The sequence below is a fragment of the Asticcacaulis endophyticus genome (assembly GCF_014652575.1).
Lineage (GTDB): Bacteria > Pseudomonadota > Alphaproteobacteria > Caulobacterales > Caulobacteraceae > Asticcacaulis > Asticcacaulis endophyticus.
In genome coordinates this window covers 144,465-167,274 of record NZ_BMZB01000006.1, presented here as the reverse complement: position 1 = coordinate 167,274, position 22,810 = coordinate 144,465, and the positions used below count along the sequence as shown (strand labels likewise).

Sequence of the window (22,810 nt, the reverse complement as noted above, 5' to 3'; positions counted from 1 at the left end):
AAAATCTAACCCATCAACACCACCAACCAGAACCAAATCCCATCAGCGGAGCGGCGTTCCTATAGAAGCAAAAACACCGTGTCAACCAATCTTTTCTTTAAATTCACAACCCTTTCGGATCGAAATTCAGAGATAGCAAAACCACAAGGACCATCTATTTAGACAACCCTTCCAGCCCAGCAGAATCGGAGGAAGGCGGACAATAACTCTATTTAGGAAAGGCATCAAGAGCAAAACTTAAAAAGCTTGGCTCCGTCGTCGCAATCCGTAGAGGCGTCCAACCGGGAGGCGGCTTATAGGCAAGGGGTGGCACCCTGCGCAAGCCCCTATTTACGATTATTAAGACTTTTCCCCAAGCACAACGGTGCGGGCACGCTTTTTCGCGCCCGCACCGCCTTTAGCCGTCATATATATAAGAGCGCCCTCGCCTAGAGCCCTTTCCATCTGATTGCATCAGATGAAAGGCTCTATTTTATAGTGGTCGCTCTTTCTGATCCATCAAATATGGGAAAACGCTCTAGCCAGCAGCGATATAGGCCTTAAGCCCCTGAGCTTCAGCCTCGGCAACCGAGATGCGCGCCTTAACCAAATCGCCAATCGATACGATCCCGACCAATTTAGTGCCATCCATAACCGGCAGATGCCTGATCCGGCGATCCGTCATACGATCAAGCAAGACCTCAATCGACTCGCACGGGCTGGCAGAAATCACATCCTTAGTCATAATATCAGTGACGGCGCGCGACAGAGCGTCCGGACCAATCTGAGCCAGAGCCCGAATAACGTCGCGTTCAGAGACAATCCCAACCACACGACCGATTTTGTCCGCCACAATAAAGGCCCCTACCCGGCGCGCATATAATAGAGCGGCAATCGCCGAAACGGTCTCTTCCGGAGAGACCGTGAAAACCTGATGACCCTTTGTATTCAGCAACTGATTGATGAGCATTAGACGCACCCTCCCACGGATGTCTGTTTATTAAAGGGAGAGGGTCGCCCCAAAACGCGGTTTTGACAATGATAATGTATGGCTAACGCCGCACAGCGCATAACTGCGTTCGTCAAATTTACGTGATTGTGCCAAATCGGCACGTCTTTCGCCTATTGCAGCACTTTCAGGCGCTTACGGTGAAACGCCCCCAGCCACGCGCCGATCAGCAGCAGCCCAAAAAGATAGCCAAAGACGTGAGCTTCCCAGGCAATTGACCCCGCCTCTACACCCGGCATGAAGGTGAAAAAGCCTGCAAACAGGTTGATGCCGATCCAGACGACGCTGGCGCCAATAACGGGCTTGCTCAGGATGGGCAACAACAGCCCTTCGATCCGCAGCCGCATAGCCGCTCCCATAAGGCCGGAGACCGCGCCGGATGCGCCAACTAATATGACATCCTGGTTCATATGTATCAGGCAGTAGCCCAACCCTGCCGCCATACCGCACACCAGATAAAAGGCGAGAAACGACAAAAAGCCGCGAAAGCCCAGACCAAACGCGCGCGCGACGGGTGCGGCAAACGCCAGCGCCATGACCGCATTAATTCCGGCATGAAGCCAGTTGCCGTGCAAAAACAGCGACGTAATGAGGGATGACCAGTGCCCCTGCGCCAATAATATAGGCGAAAGACCGAAATTGATGAACAGAAGCTGCTCATCACTCACCATCGATTGCAGACCATACAGCCCTAAAATAAAGACGCACAGCAAAAGCGCTGGCCAGGGCGCATTAAAAGCAGGTTCATGATGACGGCGGGATGTATCGGGCAAAGTGACGCAAAGCCTAATGAGAATAATGCCAATTCAGCACACATTGCGCACACTGCACCACCCCTTTAGCGCAAATAGAGACAAAAAACAGTGCGACCGTCTGAACGACGTACGATTTTAGGGCAATATATACCTTATTTTTAATGTTCTGCCCCACAGTGGCATCCAAATTGCTTTTCGCCTCAGACGTGAGGGCCAAAAGCCTGTGGAGCGAACATAATGAAACATATCATATTTTCAGGTCTCGGATTGGCGGCGGCGGTAGTGTCCGGCTCCGTTCAGGCCCAGAGCATGTCCTCCACCTCATCCAGCTTTGAAACCGGCTATGGCCGTGCGCGCGGCTCAGAAGAACGCGCTATTGACCCCTCGACCCGTGACGCCAGCGGCAATCGCGTCATCGTCGACGGCGTCATTGTCACCGGTGCGGATAATTCGGTCTATGCCTATGGCCGCGCCTCCGGGGCCGCCGATGCCTATTCCGGCGCGGGTGCCATCGGCGGGGCCAGCGCCATCGGCAACAATCTCTCGGTCGTGGTCAGCGGCAATTACAACACCGTCATGATCGATTCGACCCAAATCAATAACGGCAATGTCACCGCCAATGCCGGAACCAATACGGCCACGGCCGATGCTGATATCACAGGAACTCTTTCTAATGGCTTCTAATATGAAACGTAACCTGACGCGCACCGCGGCCCTCATCGCCGCCGCCGCGACCTTATCTGGCTGCGTATCGCCTGTGGCGGGCCCGAGCGGCATCTATGCCAAACCGATCGGTAATGCGCCGGTCACCGCCAACCCGACCGCCTATTCGGACGCTCTGGTCTGCCTGAGTTCTTACGCTCGCGCCCATCGTCTGGCCTCGCCGCGCATGGCCGTGGGCCGCATCTCGGACTATACGGGCAAGGTAGAATACGAAGGCGGTCGCAAGATCACCCAGGGCGCTTCGCTCATGGCCATGACAGCCCTTGCCAAGGCCGGTGCCCGTCAGGTCGAGCGCTTTGATACCTCGGTATCGGAACTTGAGCTGAAATATGCCAACAATAAGCTGATCACCGACGCCCCGATGTCTGACCCAACGGTCGCGGGCGAATATCGTAAGATCATGGCCGGTCAGATCGCCGGTTCCGACTTTCATATCGTCGGTGGCATTACGGAGCTGAACTACAATATCCGCTCCAGCGGCCTTGACGCCTATGTCGGTGACGCCGATGCCCGCGACACTAAGGGCATTTTGAATGCCCGTCTGTACGTCATGAACGTCGCCCTTGATCTGCGCCTGGTCGATACCCGCACGCTGGAAGTCGTCGATGTCATTTCCTACCAGAAGCAAATCATCGGTCGTGAGATCAAGGCCGGGGTGTTTGACTTCTTCAACGGCAATATCTTTGACATTTCCGCCGGTGAAGGTGGCTTAGAGCCGATGCAACTGGCGGTGCGGGCGCTGATCGAGCGCGCCACGCTGGAGTTCATGACCAATCTTTATGGTGCCGCCGGCCCCGAAGTGTGCCTGAGCCCAAAAGACGATTTCCTCAACTATAACGCCACGACGGGTGCCACGGGTGGTTTCACCCCGGCCTATAATAATCTGGAGACTAACAATGCCGGCACTCGCGAAGATCCTCAGCGCTGGCGCAAAACCGGCCGCGTTGCCGACGATGCCCGCCCGGTCGAAGATAAACCAAAGGATAAGCCCCATGCGACCAAGCCTGATCACGATCATGACCAGCGTGATGGCGATAAGTGCTGCCGCGTGGTCTCCCGCTACTAGTCAGGACTATAATGTCACCGTGCCCGATGCCGACGCGACGCAGGCCGCCTGCCCGCTGACCAATGGGATGCGCGTGTGCACCAATAGCCAGAACAATACGGGTGCCGTTACCTCAGCTCAGACCGCCAATGTCTATATCAATGACGGCCTGACGTCTTTGCGCACCTATGCCACCGGCAACCGCATGGATGGTGGCAATGCACAGGTAGATGCCACGCTCAACTCGGTTCAGACCAATTCGGGTGCGGTTGACGCCAGCACACGTCTCAACAGCACGGCGGTAGCCGGTGAAACCGGTAAATCCATCGGCACGCCAGTCTATATGGAAACGCAAAGTATCGGCAATTCCGGAAGCTTTTCTGCCATTCAGGGCGAACTGACGACGACGATCAACCAGACCTCGACCGCCGATCACGTCTATGCCGACAGTGAGATTGCCGCCCCCAACGGGGCTATCTATTCCAGCGGCGAAGTGCAAACGACGGCCATCGCCAACCATCAGGAATTTGGTGCCACTGAGGCCCGGATCGTATCCAACACCACCCAGACTTCAAACACAGATGTGCGGGCGCGCACCACGACCTCGGTGCAATATTCGCCTTCGCCCAACCTTTATGCCTCGAACGCCTATAACAACTATTTTCAAGCCAATGGCGATGATCGCGGCTCACAGCTTCATCAGGTGACCCAAACCACCAGTGCGACTACCCGCACCGAAGCCTACAGCGATGCGTCCGGCACGAATCTGTGGGACGTGGCAGGCACCGCCAATGCTGTCGCCAACACGGTCAATGTCGGCAATACCGGCGGATCGATGGTTGTGCGTGCGGATCAGACCAACGCCAACGACGTGGTTCTGGCCGACACCCGCATTCTGGCGACTCAATACGGCACAGCGACCGCCACGGCCTCCAGCACCGGCAACCTGCTGATCGCGGGCAATAACGACAAGTATGTTGAAATCGACAACAACCAGCTCAATTCCGGCGGCGTCGAAGCCAGCGCTCAGTTCACCGGCCAGGACGGTTATGACGCCTATCTGCAAACCGATGCCACCGGCAACTCAGCCATGGGTTATGCCTGCGGGGCGTGCGAGCCGAACATGAGTGTCAATAATAATCAGGTCAATAATGGCGATGTGACGGCCACCAACACCGTCAATATCACCGGCACTGGCCGTTCAGTTGTCTCGGTCGCCCGCGCCACCGGCAATACCGCGACCTATTACACGTCGGGCAATCCTTAGATTACATTTTCGTAATCAGCCGCTCAACGCCTTTTCAAAACCACGAACATAATACAGGGTCGCCTTCATCTAAATCATGAAGGCGACCCTGATGCTTTTGCGCAAAACCCGCGGAATTTTTGTCTTTTCTCTGGCCGTGGCTATGTCCACAACGGCACTGACCACAGCGCTTGCCCCGGTGGCGGTTCAGGCGCAAGCCGTAAAAGCCAATCCGCCAGTTGCGTTTGCCCAAACCAAAAGCGATCTCACCCCCGATCCCGCCGCCCGTTTCGGCAAACTGCCCAACGGCATGACCTATGTGATCTATAAAAACGCCACCCCTCCGGGTACGGCGGCGGTGCGCCTGCGCTTTGATGCCGGCTCGCTGATGGAAACCGACGCCCAGCAGGGACTGGCGCACTTTCTGGAGCATATGGCGTTTAACGGCTCAAAGAACGTGCCCGAAGGCGAGATGGTCAAGATTCTGGAGCGTCACGGCCTGAAATTTGGCCCGGATACCAACGCCTACACCTCGTTCGATGAGACGGTCTATATGTTGGACCTGCCGAAAGTCGATCCGGAGATTGTCGACACCGCCCTGATGCTGATGCGCGAAACGGCCAGCAACCTGCTGCTTGATCCCAAGGCCATTGAGGCTGAGCGCGGCGTAATCTTTGGCGAAGAACGTGCCCGCGCGTCGCCGGGGATGCGCGCCTACATCGCCTACGCTAAGGCCGCGTTTGCGGGTCAGCCCTATCCTGAGCGCCTGCCCATCGGTCAGGTCGAGGTGATTAAAACCGCACCCGCACAGGCTTTTGTTGACTTCTATAATGATTTTTACCGTCCCGAATATGCCACGCTGGTGATCGTCGGTGATATCAATCCCGATGAGATCGAGGCCAAGATCAAGGCTAAATTCGGTGACTGGCAGGGCAAACCCCAGACGAAGAACGCCTTGACCAACTTCGGCACCTACGCCAAAAAAGGCCAGCGCGTTCACGCCTACGCCGAGCCCGGCCTGCCCGATTCGCTGTCGGTGTCGTGGTTTAAACCGTTTGACGGCAGCGTGGAAACTGAAGCCAGCGATTATGACGACACGCTCGACAATATCATCGGCGCCATTGTGAATCTGCGGTTGGAACGCCAGTCGAAAGCCCCGGAAACCCAGTTCGCGGCCGCGAGCTTCGGCAACGGCAGCGTCAATAAAACCGCTGAAACCTACAGTCTGAGCATCTCTCCCAAGCCGGGACAGGATAAGGCCGCGTTAGAGCAGGCCCTGATGACCCTGCGCCAGTTTCAGGCTTACGGCGTCTCTCAGACCGAACTTGATCGCGTGCTGACCGAATTTGCCACCGGCCTCGATGCCGCCGCCAAGGGTGAAAAAACCCGCAATACCGGCGCGATCGCCGGGCAAATCATTGGCACTCTGGGCGACAATGAGGTGCTGACCTCCCCGACCCAGAACCTCGCCTTTTTCAATAAAATTAAATCCCGTCTGACGCTTGAGGCTATCAATGCCCGCATCAAGGCGCTCGATCTGGGTGACGGCCCGCTGATCGCGCGTCAGGGTTCGGATGCAGCCAAATTCGATCAGGCCGCCATTCAGGCCACCTACCAGACCCTGATGGCGCAAGCCGTCGTTGAGCCACTGGCGATTGATAAAAAACCCTGGCCCTATGAGCAGTTCGGCACGCCGTCAAAGGTCATCAAGACCGAGACCCTTGCCGATCTGGGGGTAACTCAGGTGACCTATGCCAACGGCCTAAAGGTCAATATCAAGCCGACGACGTTCAAAGACAACGAAGTTCTGGTCACCATACGTTTCGCTGGTGGCCTGCAAACCATTGCCCCCGGTGCCAGCGCGCCGATATTCGAAGCCTCATCGGCGGGTGTGTTTGAAGGCGGGCTTGGCAAGCTTGAGGCCGAAGAGATCAAGGAAACCCTGGCCGGCAAGATCTACGGCCTCAGCTATAATATCGGCGAGGATTCTGCGACCTTGAGCGGCGGCACCACCAAGGACGACCTGACCACCCAAATGCAAGTGTTGATGGCCTTTACGTCCGATACGGCCTTCCGCGCCGATGCGTTTGAGCGCCTGAAAGCCTTTGTGCCGAACTACTACACCCAGCTCCAGTCCAGCCCCAACAGCGTTTTCAGCGTCAAAGCCCCGCGGGTTATTCGCTCCGGCGATGACCGTTTCGGCATCCCGACCCAGGATGAATTCCTGAAAACGAGCAATGATGAGGTCAAGGCCTTTACCCAGACCCTGCTCATGAAATCACCGGTCGAAATCACCTTTGTCGGCTCGATCACCGTCGAAGAGGCGCTGAAACAGATCGATGCGACCTTTGCGACTCTTGCCCCGCGTAAACCTTTGCCGGTCGCGCCCAAAGGTAATGTGGTGAAATTCCCGACCACGAACCTGCATCAGGTCTTTACCCATAAGGGCCGCGAAGACCAGAACCTGTCCTATATTGCCTTCCCGACCACCGATTTCTTCGCCAGCACCCAGACCGCACGCGGTCTTGAACTACTATCCGAAGTTATGACCCTGCGTCTGATCGAGGAAATCCGCGAAAAACAAGGCGCGTCCTATGGCTCGTCCGCCTCATCCATCGCGTCCAACAACTTCAAGGGTTTTGGCTATATCGGCGCCTCAGCGACCGTCAAACCAGATCAGGATGAAGTATTCTACACCTCGGTCATGGCCATAGTTGACGACCTGAAAACCAAGGGCGTCACTGAGGACGAACTGTTGCGGGCCAGAAAGCCCGTGCTCGACAAATACGAGGTCACCCTGAAAACCAACGGGTTCTGGGCGGGTGTCCTGCCGGGCTCGTCAACTGATCCGCGTAAGCTTGAGGCCGTGCGCACCCGTAAGGCCGAACTGGAAAAGGTCACCGCCGCCGATTTGCAAAAGCTGGCCCAAACCTATCTGGTCAAAGAAAAGGCCTTAAGGTTACAGGCCAAGCCGGAAGCGAAGTAGGTCACAAAAAACCCCGCAGATTAATCTGCGGGGTTTTCTTATAGTTTTATAGTCGTTTTTTATTATATCCGACTGATAAGCTTACTGAACAAAGCCGCCGACGCCACCATCAAACACCATGCTGGATGAGGAACTATAGGCTGATTTTTTCTCGACCTGACGGCTGGCCATATAGGTTTCGGTTGTCGTAATCGTCAAAATCTTCACACCAGCACCAAACCGGCGCAGCAATGAGCGCTCATTACAGGCGCGCGCGGCCAACTGGCGACGGCACTCGATCTTGCCGCCTTCATGCCACAGGGCGTCGTTCTTACCGCAATCATAGCTCTTGCCATCGGCAATATATTGCAGGCGTGTGCCGGCGATGCAGCGATACAGTTCACCGCGATAATCGCCCTTCACATCCTTATAGCCAAAGACCTGAGAGGCCGGATGCGGCACGCCCTTATCGTCGATGCACGACGCCTGAAGCGTGACGGTCTTGGTCAGGGTCCGCGACGCCTGATAAGCCTCAGCCGCCATTTCATGGCCGGTTTCGACATTAAGGCCACCGGTTATGGCCGGAATGCCTTGAGCCTGCGACCAGTTGCCATAGCCACCGCCGTAATAGACCGAGCCGGTGGCCCCACCCGATGCCGACGCACTGGCCGACGCGTGGGCACTGGCATAGGCCGAGGCATGGGCGCTGACATGCGGCATGGACGGCTTTGACGGATGCGACGGCGGGGTGGGCGGCGGCGGCGGTGCGCAGCCGGAATTACATTGTGCCGAAGCTTCACCGGCCGCGAGCGATCCGATCAACATACCTAAAGCGATAAGTGAGCCGTGACCGATAAGAGATTTATTTGCGCGCATATTTTGAGACGCTCCTAATGTTTCTCGCGATATTCAGCAAAAACCATACCGCACCAAGCTTGCCTTTTTCCTAATAGAATCCGGTAAAATCACATTTTTCGTCACGCCACGGCGCAAATTTTGCGCATAACCGCTGGAAAGGAGATCAATGTGTCCCACTCCAGCACACTCAGCTTCCTGAGCTACTGGCGCGCCCTGCAACAAGGTGCGGCCCAGAATAGCCCCCAAAAGCTTCCCACGCGACGTGACGAGACCGAAATCTCCCGCGCAGCGCCCCTGCGCTCAGACTTTGATCCGGTTCAGCTCAAAGACCTGATGCCGCAGATGATGATGATCGCAACCGCTGGAAATGACTACAGATTTCGCCTGACAGGCGGCTTTTTAGTGGCTCTGCACGGCCCCGGCTTAAAAGCGACCCCGTTCACGCGCCTGTTTGCGCCAGCCCATGAAGATCAGCTTAAACTGGCGCTCAATATGGCCGCACACCGCCAGCAACCGCTCATCCTGAGCGTCTCGGCCGCCACGTCCAGAAATGAGACAGTCCGGATCGATATAGCGCTCGCCCCGTTGCGTAACGCGACGGGTGACGTTGACCGCATGGTGGGACTTTACCAGCCGAAAGGGCCAATACCCTTCCTGCGCCGCTCGACCGTTACGGCCATGACCCTGCATTCCGTCAGGCTCTACGATCCGGAGCGGTTGCCACGCGAAAGCCATCTGCGTCTGGTCAGCATCAGCGGTAAACGCATAGCCTGAAGTCTTGCTTTGAAACCTTGCGCCATCGCGCCGCTTGCGCCACTCTCCCCTAAACAGGAGCGTAAAATGGCAAAATCTGACAAAAAGAAAGCCGCCGAAGACCGGCTGGAGGCCTTACAGGTCAATCTGGTCGATGCCCAGATCTGGGCACAAAGTGCCAGAAAACGCATCTGTATCGTCTTTGAAGGCCGCGATGCCGCCGGTAAGGACGGCGCCATAAAGCGCATCACTGAGCATCTGGCGGTCCGTCAAACTCAGGTGGTTGCCCTGCCCAAACCCTCCGACCGTGAAAAGACCCAGTGGTGGTTTCAGCGCTATATCCCTCACCTGCCTGCCGCCGGAGAATGGACCCTGTTTAATCGCTCCTGGTACAATCGCGCCGGAGTCGAAAAGGTCATGGGCTTTTCCACGGTTGAGGAACAGGCCCGCTTCATCAAGGACGTGCCGCAGTTTGAATCCATGTTGATTCATGACGATATTATCCTGATCAAGCTGTGGCTTGACATATCTCAGGACGAACAGAAAAAACGGCTGGATGAACGCCGCACCGATCCGCTGAAACGGCTTAAGGTGTCGCCGCTCGATGCCGTGGCGCAGGAAAAATGGGCCGATTATTCCGCGGCCCGCGATGAGATGCTAAAAGCCTCTCACACAAAACAGGCGCCGTGGACCTGCATCAAGACGGATGACAAGACCGCCGCGCGTGAAAACATCATCCGCCACATATTATCAACGATTGATGAGTGCCAATATACAAATCCGGTGCCTAAACCCGACGGCGATATCGTTTTTTCGTTTGATGCCGTCACCAAAGGCAAACGCAGCCTAAATCCATAAACGGCTCATTAAGCATTTATTGACTCTGATTTGCCAGAATCACCCCGTCTAAGGGAATGCCCATGGCAACCCGCCTTGAAACAGGCGGGCGGGCGTAGCTGAACAGAAGTTCGGGATCGGGTTATGAGCACACAATCGCATCAGGCCGCACACGTGCCGGCCAAGCCACGGGCCGCGCTTAAGGTATGCGGAGACTGCAACCTGTGCTGTAAAGTCTATGACATCGACGACTTGGGCAAAAAAGCCGGTGATTTGTGTCACCATACCGGCCATGTCAAAGGGTGCGGCGTATGGGGTTTGCATCCCAAAACCTGTCAGGATTTCAAATGCCTGTGGTTGAAACATGATGATCTGAATGCGTTGTGGCGGCCCGATATCGCGGGATTTGTCCTGCGCCTTGATCCTAACGGCACCACGCTCAATATCGATGTCGATCATGGCCGCCCTAATGCCTGGCGGGTTGAGCCCTACTATAAGCAGATCAAGCTATGGTCGGAGGTTTTTCCGTCTAAGGGGCTGGTGTTGATCCATGCAACCGACGGCCTGTGGGTCGTGACCCCGACCGAAGACCTGAATATCCCTAATCCCAAACGTGGCGATACGCTGGAAACAGGTATGGAAGACAGCCTGTTCGGCCCGCGCCCGTTCGTACGTATCATTCCGCAGAAAAAAACACCCGCACGGCGGCGGGCTTAAAACCCTCTCGACTTTTTGACGCACTCAGAGCATCTAGGGCGTTATGACGACCCGCGACCCTGTAACCTTACCCGATGCCGCCCCACAGAACTGGGTTGACCGCCATGCGCCGGAAAGTGTGCGCCCGTGGCTGAGGCTGGGCCGGTTTGATCGTCCGGTCGGCATCTGGTTATTGTTCCTGCCCGGCGCTATGGGACTGGCCTACGCCAGTGCGGTGACGGGCACAGATTTTCCCTTATATGTCCTGGTACTGTTTGCCACAGGCTCCGGCCTGATGCGGGCCGCCGGTTGCGCTTTCAACGACCTGGTTGACCGTGACATCGACGCAAAAGTTGAGCGCACCAGAGGCCGCCCGATCTCGTCCGGCCAGATCACACCGAAACAGGCGATGGCGTTCATTATCATCTGCTGCCTGATCAGCCTGATTATCCTCATTCAATTGGGGACTCTGGCAATTATGCTTGGTGTCGGATCGCTGGCGCTGGTGGCCGCCTATCCGTTCATGAAACGCATCACCTGGTGGCCGCAGGCGTGGCTAGGTCTGACCTTCAACTGGGGCTTCCTGATGGCCTATGCCGCCGTGGCCGGTGAGATCACCCTGCCCGGTCTGCTGTTCTATGGCGGGCTGGTGTTCTGGACCATCGGCTATGACACTATATATGCCTTGCAGGATATCGAAGACGACGTGATGGCGGGCGTGAAATCCTCCGCCCGCGCGCTGGGGACCAAGGCCCGGCCCGGCATCACCGTCATATACGGCCTGTGCCTTATCCTCACCACCATGTCCGCTGCCATTGCCCCGCTGAGTTGGCCGTTTTATGTGGCCCAAGCGCTGGTGGCTGCCCATCTGGCGTGGCAAGTTTACACCTTACGCCCGCAAGATGGGGCGCTAGCCCTAAAACTGTTTAAGGCGAATCGCGATGCCGGTTTACTATGGGTCGCAGGCCTTATTTTCAGCGGCATTGTTCGCTAAATTTTGCCCAATCTTTGAAAGACCTCCATGTCGCGCGCCACCTTGTCCCGCCTTGTCCTTGCCGCCCTGATCGTCAGTGCCACCGTTACCGCCTGCCAGAAAAAGCCGGATGAGGCCCCCAAGGTCGCGCCAAAGCGCGAATCGACCGCGCCCTTAAGCTATGTCCACAATACCGTCGATGCCGAAGCGTCATTGTACTTTCCGGACTCGTTCAAAGCCCACGCGACGCTGCACGAAAGCCTGTCGGCGCAGGATCAGGAAGCCCTCAAAGCCTTCGCCAATCAGGCCGTCACCGACCGCGCTCAACTGGCGAATGACGGCTTTGAGCAGCCGCAGTATTTCCGTAAAATTGTCTGGCACCTGACCGCCGAAACTGCGGGTCTTATCTCTGCCTATTCCCAGATCGAGGAATATGCCGGTGGGGCCCACGGCAACCTCGCCTTCCATCCCGTGCTGTGGGATAAGGCCAGCGATAAGCCGCTTGATCCGCAAACCCTGTTTGCCGCGGATGCTGACCTGAAACCGGCCGAAAACTACCTGTGCCGTCAGGTCGAGGCTGAACGATCCAAACGGGCGGAAACCCCGATCACTCAGGCCAGTTCCGGTTTTGGCTGCCCCAAGCTTAAATCCGCCCATTTTGTGCTGATCCCGTCGACCGAAGCCGGAAAGGCTGCCGCTATCGACGTACTGTTCGCACCCTATGAGGTCGGCCCCTATGCCGAAGGCACCTATCAGATCCACTTGCCGCTTACAGTGATCCGTGACGCGATCGCCCCGGCCTATGCGGCGCAATTCGGCGGCAATCCGGCACCTTTGCCGGTGGAAAACCTGCCGCCAGAAGCCTTATCGCCTGATCAGGAATGACGGTCAGGGAAGATTTTATAAGGGCAAACACGAAGGCTCTGCCGGTGCCCTCCGTGCCACAGATTACCCTATATCAGGCTGATGACGCGAACGCCCTATGGCAGATGACCGAGGCCGATTTGGATCAGCACCAGTTACCGCCGCCGTTCTGGGCCTTTGCCTGGTCGGGCGGTCAGGCTTTGGCCAAATATGTGCTTGAAACCCCTGATATCGTCGCGGGTAAAACCGTGCTCGATCTGGCGTGCGGATCAGGCATGGTCGGCATTGCCGCCGCTTTAGCCGGTGCCGCCCACGTGATTTGCAACGATATTGATCCCTATTGCGAAGCCGCCGTCAGCCTCAACGCGGACCTCAACCATTGCCAGATCGATTTCCTGGGCGGCAATCTGCTGACCGCAGGCCTGCCCGATGTCGAGGTCATTCTGGCCGGTGATATTGCCTATGAACGCCCGATGGCGGAGGCCATGCTGACAGTTTTGCGCGCACAGGTGGCTAAAGGTAAAACCGTCTATATCGGCGACCCGCACCGTACCTATTTTCCGAAATCGGGGCTTATGCGCTGCGCCGATTATAAAATTACGACCTCAGCCGACCTTGAGGACAAACCCGTCAAACCCGCGACCGTCTGGAGACTGGAGACTTGAACCATGACCAAAACCCACCACGCCATTGACTACATCGAATGGGCCGCCACCGACCTTACCCCTGTCAAAGCCTTTTACGCTAAGGCGTTTGGCTGGTCATTCATCGACTATGGCCCAACCTATGCTGGCCTTGACGGCGCCGGTCTTGATGGCGGATTTCAGGCCGAGGCCAGCGACGCGCCGGCCAAACCTCTGGTCATTCTCTACAGCGAAAATCTGGAGCAAAGCCGCGAGGACGTATTGGCCGCAGGTGGCACGCTCACCGTCGATATTTTTGACTTCCCCGGCGGTCGCAGGTTTCACTTCACCGATCCATCTGGTAATGAGTTAGGCATCTGGTCGGATAAATGATGGCCTGAACGGTTGCGGCCCATAGCCGAAATCAGTGTGAGCGGGTGAATGATCAAACACCAGATCATCATTCATCCGCAGCGCCATATTGATGTTGGATTTGAGATTCTGGCCCGGGCGTATCAGGCCAAGAACGCTGAACCCCAACCGCCAAAGCCATGCAGGAAGGGAAATAATTTGCGGGCGAAGGCTCTTGGCCTCAAAAATGCGGGCCACCATATCGCGGTAGCTCAGGGTTTCTCCGCCGCTTAAGTCATAGGCCTTGTCGCGCGCGGCATCCGATCTCAGTGCCTGTAGCGCCGCCGTGGCCAGATCGCGAGCGTGGACAGGTTGTCGTAGACCTGCCCCCTTACCGCAGACGACGAAAAAGCCAAATCTATCAATAAATTTGGCGATCCGGCTAATGTTCTGATCGCGGCCTTCATCATAGATCAAGGTGGGCCGAAGGATCGTAACCCCAACATTATGAATCGCGCCAAAGGCCGAAATCCGCGCCTCGGATGCCGCCAGAAGGTCGGCAATCCGGCGCTCCTCCGGCTCCGGCGAAAAGGTCTTTGAAAACCGGCTGGTCGAGGAAAAGACCACCAGCCGAGTCATGCCCTGCCCCCACAGCCGGGTCAGCACCTCATCGGTCATCAACCAGATCGGCGTGGTCGCAATCACATGGCTGAACCCCTCACCCCCAAACGTATGCGGATCGGTAAGATCAAAGCGCACCTCATCGGCACGCTTCGGGCGGCGCGTGGTACATACCGGCTCAAAGCCATTCGAGTCAGCCCGCAATACCTCCGCCAGCCGCGCCCCGACCAGCGACGTCACCCCGATAATCAGGCATTTTTCACGCATCAAACCCATATACCCACTGGCCATCAATTGCGATTGAGCCTATGTCATTGCCATTGAAAAATCCATACGAGTCAAAGCTATGGCAGCCTATAAATCCCTGCGCGACTTTATTGCCAAGCTTGAAAAAGCCGGTGAACTGGTACGCGTAACGACGCCGGTATCCACCCATCTGGAGATGACCGAGATTCAGACCCGGCTTCTGGCGCAAAAAGGCCCGGCAGTTTTGTTTGAAAACCCGATCATGGCCGATGGCACGCCGTCAGACATGCCGGTGCTGGTCAATCTGTTTGGCACGGTGAAGCGCGTGGCGATGGGGGTCACACTCGAAGGCAAAGAACGCACCACGCCACAAGAATTACGCGAAGTCGGCGAGCTTTTGGCCTTTTTGCGCCAGCCCGAACCGCCGCGAGGTCTGAAAGATGCGTTTGAGCTTATGCCGCTGGCCCGAACGGTCATGGGGATGCGCCCTAAGACCGTAAAAAAGGCGCCCGTACAGGAAGTCGTCCTCAAAGGCGATGACATTGACCTGACCAAACTGCCGATTCAGGGCTGCTGGCCGGGTGAGCCTGCGCCGCTGATCACCTGGGGCCTTGTGGTCACCAAGGGGCCCTCCGAAGCGCGCGAAGACGATTTCAATCTTGGCATCTACCGGATGCAGGTTCTGGGGAAAGACCGTGCGATCATGCGCTGGCTGGCCCACCGCGGCGGCGCGCAGCACCATGCCCGCTGGAAAAAGGCTAAAAAGACCGAGCCCCTGCCCGCCTGCGTGGTGCTGGGGGCTGATCCGGGGCTGATATTGGCGGCGGTCACACCGGTGCCGGATACCTTGTCTGAGTACCAGTTCGCGGGCCTTCTGCGCGGTCAGGCGGCGGAGCTTGTGGCCGCCAAAACCGTGCCGCTGATGGTACCGGCCGAGGCCGAAATCGTGCTGGAAGGCCATGTCCTGCTGGATGAATATGCCGAAGAAGGCCCCTACGGCGACCACACCGGCTATTACAATTCAGTCGAAAAATTCCCGGTTTTCAAAATCAGCGCCATCACTATGCGCAAAAAACCGATCTATCTGTCGACCTTCACCGGCCGCCCACCCGATGAGCCTTCGGTCTTAGGTGAAGCCTTAAATGAGGTATTTATACCGCTGATCCAGCAGCAGTTTCCGGAAATCGTCGATTTCTGGTTACCACCGGAAGGGTGTTCGTACCGCATCGCCGTCATCTCGATGAAAAAGGCCTATCCCGGCCACGCCAAGCGGGTGATGATGGGCGCGTGGTCTTACCTGCGTCAGTTCATGTATACCAAATGGCTGATCGTGGTCGATGACGATATCAACTGCCGCGACTGGAAAGACGTCATGTGGGCGGTCTCCACCCGCATGGACCCGGCGCGCGATATCACCGTCATTGAAAACACCCCGATCGATTATCTCGATTTTGCCTCACCCGAAAGCGGTCTCGGCTCTAAGATCGGGCTCGATGCCACCAACAAGTGGACACCTGAAACCCACCGCGAATGGGGCGAAGAGCTTTATATGGATCAAGGTGTGATTGACCGGGTGAGCGAAAAATGGGCCGAAATGGGCCTGCCCGCCGCTATGAAGCCACCGATCTGGTCATAAGCGGGTCGGTCGCCTCCGTCGCGTGACTGTGGCGCGTGCCCGTCTCACGCTCCAGATATTCATCAACCCCATCCGCCGTCAGGGGCTTAGAAAACAGGAACCCCTGAATATAGCGGGCACCGACCTGTTTAAGCTTGGCCAGTTCGGTTTCGGTCTCTACTCCTTCGATCACGCAATCCAGATGAAGATTTTTGCATAAATCTATGATCGTCTTGATAATTTTCTGCGCGGTAGGATGTTTGACAAGTTGCACCACAAAACTGCGATCAATCTTGATTTTATTGACCGGCAAACGGTGAATATAGCTGAACGACGAATAGCCCGACCCGAAATCATCTAAAGCAATCCGACAGCCCATCGACTTCAGCCGATTAAGCGCCTCACAGGCCTGATCGAAGTCACTCAACATAGCCGTTTCGGTAATCTCAAACTCGATACGACGCGGGTCGAGCCCTGAGTCGCGCACGATCTCACAGATATCGGCGATGGCCGTGCTTGAGCGCAGATCGCGGGTCGACAGGTTGAAAGATATCCGGATGTGTTCGGGCCAGTCCTGAACCACCGCCAAGGCTTTTCTAAGCAAAATCAGGGTAATCTGGCTAATCAGGCCTGAGCGTTCCGCCGCTTTGATAAAGGCGTCCGGCCGCACCAGCCCCAGTTTTGGGCTGTTCCAGCGGGCCAGGGCTTCAAAGCTGATGGTGCGGTTTTCCACAATATCGTATTGCGGCTGAAACAGGATGAACAATTCCTGCTCAAGATCCGATGACCGCAGGGTTTGATCAATCAGGCCGAAATCACGCAGCTCGGTTTCATGCTTTTGCGAGAAGACCACCGCCGCCCCGCGCAGGTTCTGCTTGGCGTAATAGAGCGCATAGTCAGCCCGTTCAAGGTATTGCGATATGGTGAAACCCGAACCCTGACGGCTGCGCACAAACCCGACCGAGGCTGAGATATTAGCCGCTACACCCGACAGCATATATGGCTCACGCAACACATCGCACAGACGGTCGCCAAAGGCTTTTAATTCGTTTTCGTCGATCATGGCGGTCAGAATAATGGCAAATTCATCACCGCCCAGACGCGCCGGAAACCCAAGACCCGCGCACAGGTTTCGCAAGCGCCCCGCCACCGCCACCAGAAGGGCATCACCGACACTGTGGCCGTAGACATCATTGACCGGCTTGAAACCGTCCAGATCGATCAGAGCCAGATCAAACCGTTTGCCGTCCTGACGTTTGCGCTTAAGGGCCAGATCCATGGCCTCAAAAAAGCTGCGCCGGTTGGGCAATCCCGTCAGGGCGTCGCAATTGGCCAGCGCCTGAGCTTCATCACGTAAGGTATCGGCCTGAACGCGGGCATGAACCGCGCGCAGAATCGCCTGCCGCATCAGCACGCTCATGCCCATAGCGGTGGCAATACCCGCCAGACCGATCCAGATATATTGTGATAAAATCCCGTATTTGTAGGCCAGCCCATACATGGTCACCATGCACACCAGCGCGCAGGGGATGATCACGCGAGGGGTAATCCCGGCGGTCGCAAAGACAAGCACCAGTAAGACAAAATAGACCAGCTTGGCCGGTTCAACATGAAATATCTGATACGCCACCACATTGAGATACATAAGGCTGAACAGAACCAGACAGGCATATTCAAGCCGATCAATACGCTGCGTGTTACGCGTCACATGGAAAAAGAAAAAACTGGCCGCCATGGTCGTGGCCGCCAGCCCATCCAGCACCCATAGGGCGGCGCCCTCTTCGTAGAACAGATGAGCAAAAGTGATCAAAATGTAATAGATGCCGACGCCCAGCGTAAAACCACGCACCACTGGCCGCAAGGCAACGACTTCTTCACGGTGCATGGCCTCGGTCTTTGCGGGTACAGACCTACCTTTAAAGACAGATTTCAGTCGTCGCTGAAAAATCCTTGCTGGCACTACCGACCTCTGAGCGTTACTCACTGCTGCCACCGTCATATGCGGCACGCCGCAAGCCATTGATGCGTATAAATTATTTACCTTGCGGCCAAAGGTTACCTGATAGTCTTAAAGAAAATGCTAATCTACAGGTGGTTAAATCTCTTCAATATCGTTGTTATCAAAAGCTTGCCGGACGATATCTAAGTCAGGTTATTCTGTGACTATCACCATATTAGGGGTGGTTTTATTGTCATGAGTGCGGTCTATTCATCCATAGACTCAGACCACACCCCGATATCGTCACATTTGAGACTTGATTAGCCTCTGAACGCAGCCTAGATAAAGATCATGTTGCAAACGCGAAACATAACGTCCGGCAATAACGCCCACCACGATCCGGTGGTTACCGACCGGCTGGAGCAGGTGCTGAGCGCGGCCCGTGCCGCCGGTGCCGATGCGGCCGAAGTGGCCTTCGCCCAAAGCCGGTCTTTGAGCATTGGTGTCCGCAACGGTGAGGTCGAAACGGTTGAGCGCGACGAAACGGCTGATCTGGGCCTTCGCGTCTTTATCGGCCAGAAACAGGCCGTGGTCTCGGTTTCCGAGTTTTCGACGCAAACCCTGCAACGGACTGTGGAGCGCGCGCTGATCATGGCGCGGATTTCGCCGGACGATGCCTTTACCGGCCTGGCCGACCCGGCCTTATTGTATGCGCCGGATGACAACGCGATTGACCTGCAATTGTTTGATCCGGCCGAGATGCTGGCCGAAGTTCTCAGGGACCGGGCCCTGACCTGCGAAGCGGCGGGGCTTGGGCTTAGCGAATCCATCACGACCGATAGCGCCAGCGCCGGCTACAGCCACAGCCACTGGCAGTTTCTGACCTCGGACGGTTTTAGCGGCCAGCAGTCCTCAAGCCTGTTTTTTCAGTCGGCGCGCATGATTGCCACCGATGGCGCGGGACAAATGGAACGCGACGGCGAAGGGCGCTCAAAACGATTCTATACCGACCTGCCGGAACCGGTTGATACCGGAGCACTGGCGGCCGAGCGCGCCCTAAGCGCTCTGGGCGCGCGCCGCATCGATAGCGGTAAATATCCGGTTATTTTCGATCCACGCGTGTCTAAATCGATCGTTAGTCTGTATTTAGGGGCTATCTCAGGCCCCGCGATTGCTCGCGGCTCCAGCTATCTTAAGGACCGCCTGCACACCCAGCTATTTGCGCCCGGCATTCATATTGTCGATGATCCGTTCCGGGTGCGCGGTCTGGCTTCCAGCCTTTTCGACGACGAAGGCGTGCGCGTGCAAAAACGCCACCTCATCGATAATGGCGTGCTGACGACCTGGCTGCTGAATACGGCCTCCGCCCGGCAACTGGGCCTGACCTCGACCGGCCATGCCTCACGCGGTCTGGTAGGCCCCGCGGGGGCTTCGGCTCACAATATCACCCTGATGCCCGGATCTTCGTCGCAATCCGACCTGATGCGCGATGCCGGACAGGGGCTACTGATCACCTCGATGTTCGGCCCGAACGTCAATCCTGATACCGGTGATTGGTCGGTAGGGGCTTCGGGCTTCTGGTTCGATCAGGGGGAGATAAAATACCCGGTCAATGAACTGACGGTCGCGGGCAATCTGATCGACATCTTTGCCCGCCTGATCCCCGGCAGCGACCTTGAGATTAAGGGCGCGAACGATGCCCCCTCCCTTCTGATAGACGGCCTGTCTGTGGGGGGCAAATGAACAAGGCCACCGCCGTGACTGCCGATGCGCGCCGGGAGCTGGAGGAAGACCTCGCCCTTCTGGTCGACAAGGTTCGTCGCGTCGGCGCTCTGGCTCAGCACGTCAAGGCGCAGGGGCTGATCATCGATTACAAATCCGATGGCTCGGTCGTCACCAATGCTGATCTTGAAGTCAATCTGTGGCTCAAAGAAGCCCTGATGCAGGTGCGGCCTCATTACGGCTGGCAAAGCGAAGAATCGCCGGACACCGATGCCCGGCTCAGTAAAGCCAGGGTATTTGTGCTCGACCCCATCGACGGCACCATGGGCTTTACCAAGGGCAGTCCTTACTGGACCATTGCTTTGGCCATTGTTGAAAACGGGCAGCCGGTCGCCGGCGTCGTCTACGCCCCTGACGCACAAGAGCTTTATGCCGCGGGTCTTGGGCTTGGGGCGACGCTCAATGGCGCACCGATCCACGCCACCACAACCGCGGCTCTGGACGGTGCCCACGTCATCGGCGACGCCCGTGTGTTCGGTAAGGCGATCTGGCGCGGCGACTGGCCAAGGCTTTTGGTGACGTCACGGCCGTCGGTGGCCTATCGCATGGTGTGTGTGGCCGCCGGGCGCGCCGATTTCACCTTGGCCCTGACCCCAAAGCGCGACTGGGATGTCGCCGCCTCTACGCTTATCGCCCGTGAAGCCGGCGCGAAAACGTCCGATCATTTAGGTAATCCTTATCATTTCAATGGTAAGTCCAGTCTTAAACCCTCGCTCGTCTGCGCCTGTGAGCCGCTTTATGCGGAAATCATCCGGCGCTGCGGGCATTTAGCGACCCTTGACCATATCTGAGGTTATTTTGTTATGAGTGAACAACTTTTGCACATCGTTATCGGCGGCGAACTGTCCGATCTGACCAAGACCCAATTCAAAGACCTTAAGGCTGTTGAGTTTGTCGGGGCTTATGGCTCCTACGAAGAAGCGGTCAAGGCGTGGCGCGCCAAGGCGCAGTCAACGGTTGATAATGCCCTGATGCGCTATTTCGTTATCCATGCCCATAAGATGCTGAACCCGGATGCCTAGAGCGCATTCCAAAAAGTGTGAAGCGGTTTTTGGATTCAAATGCGCGTAAAATAATTTAAACCGCTTGGGCGGATGGTCTGAATATCTTCCAGCCGCCCTGCCACAGCAGCCAGCCAATGGCGGCTGACAGAACCAGACTGGTGATCACACTGCCTTCCGGCCCTACGGCGCCGCCCGTCAGCCACCACGGCTGACCGGGGGCCGCCTTGAGGTCGACCAGCAAGGGCTCGACCCCGAAGTTACGCCCGGCGATATCAAAGCCAAAGCCGACCCCCAGTAGCCAGTTCCACGCGGTATGCCAGCCGCAAATGCCCCAGATCGAGTGTTCGCGAATAGCATAAAGGCTGATGAACAGGGCCAGAAGCAGAATATTGAACACCATGATAATCAGCTCAAAGGTCAGGCTGAATTTACTGCTGTGCAGCAGGGTGTAAAATGCGCTGTTGAGCGTAACTGCCAGCATTAGCCCATGCCGTGACGCCAGAACCGACATCAGATAACCACGCATCAGGATTTCTTCGGTCGATCCCTGCACCACAAATCCGAACAGTAAAACTATGAACGGGATCAGCCCCAGCCAGCTTGGTTCGGCGCGAAAGCCGGAATGTTCGACCTCATAGACGCCGCTGATCACGGCGATGGCCACAATAAACAGCGCAAACCCAACACCTATCAGCCATCCGCGTCCGAACCGCGTCAGTCCCTTTTGATTAAGGCCATTGGCCGCAAACCCGCGCCGCTCATAAAACCAGGCCCAGATCAGGATCAGCACGGCCGACATGCCAAAGCCTGTGACCAGTTGCACAGATAAGGCTGGCCAGATGTGGGCCTCGCCATGCTCCCAGTCGAACAGGTAGATCAGCCGGATGCCTACCAGCGCGCACATGGCAATGGCGATGAAGGTGACGGCAAAGGCAAACGGCGTCCAGGTCAACCGCTGTCCCGGCTGCTTTGGCGCGTAGAGGTCGATGCCCTGCATGATTAGCCCCCTCAAAACCTGAATTTCAGATTACAGGGTTTTGCGAAACTGTCTATGGTTGGCCACTCAGATGCGTTAACTATTCACGCCTGAAGATTTTTTCGGTCAAAAGCGTGCCCCACCACGATGATTTGAAGTCGGACTTAATCCGCACCGGGTCGTAATCCTCGCTCTGGGTCCATTCGACGAAGCTTAGGCCCTGCGGCTTGCCGACCGTCAGATAGCGCTCAAAGATATAATCGAGCACGCCGGTCTTGCCCGCCTTCATGTGCAGGGTGCGCAGGCCCAGTTCGCTCATCGCGTCTTCGATCGGATGGCCCAGATGCAAATGGCGGTACAGGACGCTCATGATCCCTGCCCGATCGGCACCCGATTTACAATGCAGCAGGGCCGGATATTCGATCCGCTCAAACATGTCTTTGGCGGCCAGAATAGCCTCTTTGGTCGGCACATCGCGTGAGGTCACCTTAAAATCGACAAGCTTCAGCCCCAGCCGCGCACAGGCATGTTTTTCGAGCGCATAGAACGATCCACGCTGCCCGCGCAGATTGATGACGGTCTTTATACCGTCATGTTTCTGAAACCACCTGAGTTGAAACGGCCACGGCTGATTGGCACGCAGCATCTTATCATCAATCCAATGGGCATTGGTAAAACCGAGCCTCAGATAGGCATGATCGCCCCACAGAAAGGCCATATAGGTCTTGAACAGCCCCCATTTTGAGGACGTGTCATATACCTTATGGGTCTTTGGGGTTTTGAATAGTTTGACCATGAACTCGAAATATTTTTTGAAGGATAGCGGTGATCCGCTCGGCCCCTCATATAGACATTTTTGACGCAGTGATAAGGTCTTTTGTGCGCAGGTGCGACCAAAACCCTATTGGTTTTGAGAAAAATCACCTTAAAGGCTATAGGCTATTGGTCCA

22 protein-coding genes are annotated in these 22,810 nt (G+C 56.5%); 15 read left to right on the top strand and 7 right to left on the bottom strand.

Features of this window, described 5'->3' with window-relative positions; all coding sequences use genetic code 11:
- Positions 1–517 precede the first annotated feature (517 nt).
- Entirely contained in the window at positions 518–949 is a 432-nt protein-coding gene (locus IE102_RS16440; protein ID WP_189488701.1) for a CBS domain-containing protein, read from the bottom strand.
- A 152-nt stretch (positions 950–1,101) separates the two neighbouring features.
- Positions 1,102–1,761 (bottom strand): rhomboid family intramembrane serine protease, encoded by a 660-nt coding sequence (locus IE102_RS16435; RefSeq protein ID WP_229807826.1) that lies wholly within the window; start codon positions 1,759–1,761, stop codon positions 1,102–1,104.
- A 219-nt stretch (positions 1,762–1,980) separates the two neighbouring features.
- On the opposite strand from IE102_RS16435, the gene hfaA reads away from it, so the two are divergent.
- From hfaA to IE102_RS16415, 4 genes are all read left to right on the top strand, one after another.
- A complete protein-coding gene (gene hfaA / locus IE102_RS16430) occupies positions 1,981–2,427 on the top strand; it encodes a holdfast anchoring protein HfaA (protein ID WP_189488699.1) in 447 nt (148 codons plus the stop codon).
- Between the two features lies 1 nt (position 2,428).
- Complete coding sequence (gene hfaB, locus IE102_RS16425) at positions 2,429–3,532, top strand: holdfast anchoring protein HfaB (protein WP_229807825.1); 1,104 nt, start codon at positions 2,429–2,431, stop codon at positions 3,530–3,532.
- Entirely contained in the window at positions 3,459–4,778 is a 1,320-nt protein-coding gene (hfaD, locus tag IE102_RS16420; RefSeq protein ID WP_189488695.1) for a holdfast anchor protein HfaD, read from the top strand. Before hfaB ends, hfaD begins: the two co-directional genes overlap by 74 nt.
- Positions 4,779–4,869: 91 nt before the next feature.
- Entirely contained in the window at positions 4,870–7,743 is a 2,874-nt protein-coding gene (locus tag IE102_RS16415; protein ID WP_189488693.1) for a M16 family metallopeptidase, read from the top strand.
- Between the two features lie 81 nt (positions 7,744–7,824).
- On the opposite strand, the gene IE102_RS16410 is transcribed toward IE102_RS16415, so the two are convergent.
- The gene (locus IE102_RS16410) at positions 7,825–8,598 is read right to left on the bottom strand and encodes a hypothetical protein (protein WP_189488691.1); all 774 of its coding nucleotides are present in this window, start codon (positions 8,596–8,598) and stop codon (positions 7,825–7,827) included.
- Positions 8,599–8,748: 150 nt separating this feature from the next.
- On the opposite strand from IE102_RS16410, the gene IE102_RS16405 reads away from it, so the two are divergent.
- The 7 genes from IE102_RS16405 to IE102_RS16375 all read left to right on the top strand — a co-directional run bounded on the left by IE102_RS16405 (position 8,749) and on the right by IE102_RS16375 (position 13,719).
- On the top strand, positions 8,749–9,354 hold the full coding sequence (locus IE102_RS16405; protein ID WP_189488689.1) for a PAS domain-containing protein: 606 nt from the start codon (positions 8,749–8,751) through the stop codon (positions 9,352–9,354).
- A gap of 66 nt (positions 9,355–9,420) precedes the next feature.
- A complete protein-coding gene (gene ppk2, locus IE102_RS16400; RefSeq protein ID WP_189488687.1) occupies positions 9,421–10,191 on the top strand; it encodes a polyphosphate kinase 2 in 771 nt (256 codons plus the stop codon).
- Positions 10,192–10,314: 123 nt separating this feature from the next.
- On the top strand, positions 10,315–10,887 hold the full coding sequence (locus IE102_RS16395; RefSeq protein ID WP_189488685.1) for a hypothetical protein: 573 nt from the start codon (positions 10,315–10,317) through the stop codon (positions 10,885–10,887).
- A 43-nt stretch (positions 10,888–10,930) separates the two neighbouring features.
- On the top strand, positions 10,931–11,860 hold the full coding sequence (gene ubiA / locus IE102_RS16390) for a 4-hydroxybenzoate octaprenyltransferase (RefSeq protein WP_189488683.1): 930 nt from the start codon (positions 10,931–10,933) through the stop codon (positions 11,858–11,860).
- Positions 11,861–11,887: 27 nt separating this feature from the next.
- Positions 11,888–12,724, top strand: coding sequence for a DUF3298 and DUF4163 domain-containing protein (locus tag IE102_RS16385; protein WP_189488681.1), 837 nt, complete (start codon positions 11,888–11,890; stop codon positions 12,722–12,724).
- Positions 12,721–13,368, top strand: coding sequence for a class I SAM-dependent methyltransferase (locus IE102_RS16380; protein ID WP_189488680.1), 648 nt, complete (start codon positions 12,721–12,723; stop codon positions 13,366–13,368). Before IE102_RS16385 ends, IE102_RS16380 begins: the two co-directional genes overlap by 4 nt.
- Before the next feature lie 3 nt (positions 13,369–13,371).
- Positions 13,372–13,719: a VOC family protein gene (locus tag IE102_RS16375; RefSeq protein WP_189488678.1), complete on the top strand. Its 348-nt coding sequence runs from the start codon at positions 13,372–13,374 to the stop codon at positions 13,717–13,719.
- On the opposite strand, the gene IE102_RS16370 is transcribed toward IE102_RS16375, so the two are convergent.
- Positions 13,696–14,565 (bottom strand): SDR family oxidoreductase, encoded by an 870-nt coding sequence (locus IE102_RS16370; RefSeq protein WP_189488676.1) that lies wholly within the window; start codon positions 14,563–14,565, stop codon positions 13,696–13,698. The two genes, IE102_RS16375 and IE102_RS16370, sit on opposite strands and share 24 nt — an antisense overlap.
- 79 nt (positions 14,566–14,644) lie before the next feature.
- Here IE102_RS16370 and IE102_RS16365 point away from each other — a divergent pair, with 79 nt between their 5' ends.
- Positions 14,645–16,180 carry a UbiD family decarboxylase gene (locus tag IE102_RS16365; RefSeq protein ID WP_189488675.1) on the top strand — a complete coding sequence of 512 codons (1,536 nt, stop codon included), beginning with the start codon at positions 14,645–14,647 and terminating at the stop codon, positions 16,178–16,180.
- Here IE102_RS16365 and IE102_RS16360 read toward each other — a convergent pair.
- A complete protein-coding gene (locus IE102_RS16360; RefSeq protein WP_229807824.1) occupies positions 16,155–18,044 on the bottom strand; it encodes a putative bifunctional diguanylate cyclase/phosphodiesterase in 1,890 nt (629 codons plus the stop codon). The genes IE102_RS16365 and IE102_RS16360 overlap by 26 nt on opposite strands.
- 405 nt (positions 18,045–18,449) lie before the next feature.
- Between IE102_RS16360 and IE102_RS16355 the strand changes: the two genes are divergently transcribed.
- Genes IE102_RS16355 through IE102_RS16345 form a run of 3 tightly spaced genes read left to right on the top strand, consistent with a single transcriptional unit; the run spans position 18,450 to position 20,902 of the window.
- The gene (locus tag IE102_RS16355; protein WP_189488673.1) at positions 18,450–19,841 is read left to right on the top strand and encodes a TldD/PmbA family protein; all 1,392 of its coding nucleotides are present in this window, start codon (positions 18,450–18,452) and stop codon (positions 19,839–19,841) included.
- The gene (locus IE102_RS16350) at positions 19,838–20,671 is read left to right on the top strand and encodes an inositol monophosphatase family protein (RefSeq protein WP_189488672.1); all 834 of its coding nucleotides are present in this window, start codon (positions 19,838–19,840) and stop codon (positions 20,669–20,671) included. The genes IE102_RS16355 and IE102_RS16350 overlap by 4 nt, the downstream gene beginning before the upstream one ends.
- Positions 20,672–20,683: 12 nt before the next feature.
- A complete protein-coding gene (locus tag IE102_RS16345) occupies positions 20,684–20,902 on the top strand; it encodes a DUF4170 domain-containing protein (RefSeq protein ID WP_189488671.1) in 219 nt (72 codons plus the stop codon).
- Positions 20,903–20,957: 55 nt separating this feature from the next.
- Here the strand turns inward: IE102_RS16345 and IE102_RS16340 are convergent, their stop codons facing one another.
- Complete coding sequence (locus IE102_RS16340; RefSeq protein WP_189488670.1) at positions 20,958–21,881, bottom strand: CPBP family intramembrane glutamic endopeptidase; 924 nt, start codon at positions 21,879–21,881, stop codon at positions 20,958–20,960.
- A 79-nt stretch (positions 21,882–21,960) separates the two neighbouring features.
- The gene (locus IE102_RS16335; RefSeq protein ID WP_189488668.1) at positions 21,961–22,656 is read right to left on the bottom strand and encodes a fused DSP-PTPase phosphatase/NAD kinase-like protein; all 696 of its coding nucleotides are present in this window, start codon (positions 22,654–22,656) and stop codon (positions 21,961–21,963) included.
- Positions 22,657–22,810 lie beyond the last annotated feature (154 nt).

Excerpts from the sequence above, each read along its gene's own strand:
- IE102_RS16440 (WP_189488701.1), bottom strand. The coding sequence starts at position 949 with ATGCTCATCAATCAGTTGCTGAATACAAAGGGTCATCAGGTTTTCACG.
- hfaA (WP_189488699.1), top strand. The coding sequence starts at position 1,981 with ATGAAACATATCATATTTTCAGGTCTCGGATTGGCGGCGGCGGTAGTG.
- hfaB (WP_229807825.1), top strand. The coding sequence starts at position 2,429 with ATGAAACGTAACCTGACGCGCACCGCGGCCCTCATCGCCGCCGCCGCG.
- hfaD (WP_189488695.1), top strand. The coding sequence starts at position 3,459 with ATGCGACCAAGCCTGATCACGATCATGACCAGCGTGATGGCGATAAGT.
- IE102_RS16415 (WP_189488693.1), top strand. The coding sequence starts at position 4,870 with ATGCTTTTGCGCAAAACCCGCGGAATTTTTGTCTTTTCTCTGGCCGTG.
- IE102_RS16410 (WP_189488691.1), bottom strand. The coding sequence starts at position 8,598 with ATGCGCGCAAATAAATCTCTTATCGGTCACGGCTCACTTATCGCTTTA.
- ppk2 (WP_189488687.1), top strand. The coding sequence starts at position 9,421 with ATGGCAAAATCTGACAAAAAGAAAGCCGCCGAAGACCGGCTGGAGGCC.
- IE102_RS16395 (WP_189488685.1), top strand. The coding sequence starts at position 10,315 with ATGAGCACACAATCGCATCAGGCCGCACACGTGCCGGCCAAGCCACGG.
- ubiA (WP_189488683.1), top strand. The coding sequence starts at position 10,931 with ATGACGACCCGCGACCCTGTAACCTTACCCGATGCCGCCCCACAGAAC.
- IE102_RS16385 (WP_189488681.1), top strand. The coding sequence starts at position 11,888 with ATGTCGCGCGCCACCTTGTCCCGCCTTGTCCTTGCCGCCCTGATCGTC.
- IE102_RS16380 (WP_189488680.1), top strand. The coding sequence starts at position 12,721 with ATGACGGTCAGGGAAGATTTTATAAGGGCAAACACGAAGGCTCTGCCG.
- IE102_RS16375 (WP_189488678.1), top strand. The coding sequence starts at position 13,372 with ATGACCAAAACCCACCACGCCATTGACTACATCGAATGGGCCGCCACC.
- IE102_RS16370 (WP_189488676.1), bottom strand. The coding sequence starts at position 14,565 with ATGCGTGAAAAATGCCTGATTATCGGGGTGACGTCGCTGGTCGGGGCG.
- IE102_RS16365 (WP_189488675.1), top strand. The coding sequence starts at position 14,645 with ATGGCAGCCTATAAATCCCTGCGCGACTTTATTGCCAAGCTTGAAAAA.
- IE102_RS16360 (WP_229807824.1), bottom strand. The coding sequence starts at position 18,044 with ATGCACCGTGAAGAAGTCGTTGCCTTGCGGCCAGTGGTGCGTGGTTTT.
- IE102_RS16355 (WP_189488673.1), top strand. The coding sequence starts at position 18,450 with ATGTTGCAAACGCGAAACATAACGTCCGGCAATAACGCCCACCACGAT.
- IE102_RS16350 (WP_189488672.1), top strand. The coding sequence starts at position 19,838 with ATGAACAAGGCCACCGCCGTGACTGCCGATGCGCGCCGGGAGCTGGAG.
- IE102_RS16345 (WP_189488671.1), top strand. The coding sequence starts at position 20,684 with ATGAGTGAACAACTTTTGCACATCGTTATCGGCGGCGAACTGTCCGAT.
- IE102_RS16340 (WP_189488670.1), bottom strand. The coding sequence starts at position 21,881 with ATGCAGGGCATCGACCTCTACGCGCCAAAGCAGCCGGGACAGCGGTTG.
- IE102_RS16335 (WP_189488668.1), bottom strand. The coding sequence starts at position 22,656 with ATGGTCAAACTATTCAAAACCCCAAAGACCCATAAGGTATATGACACG.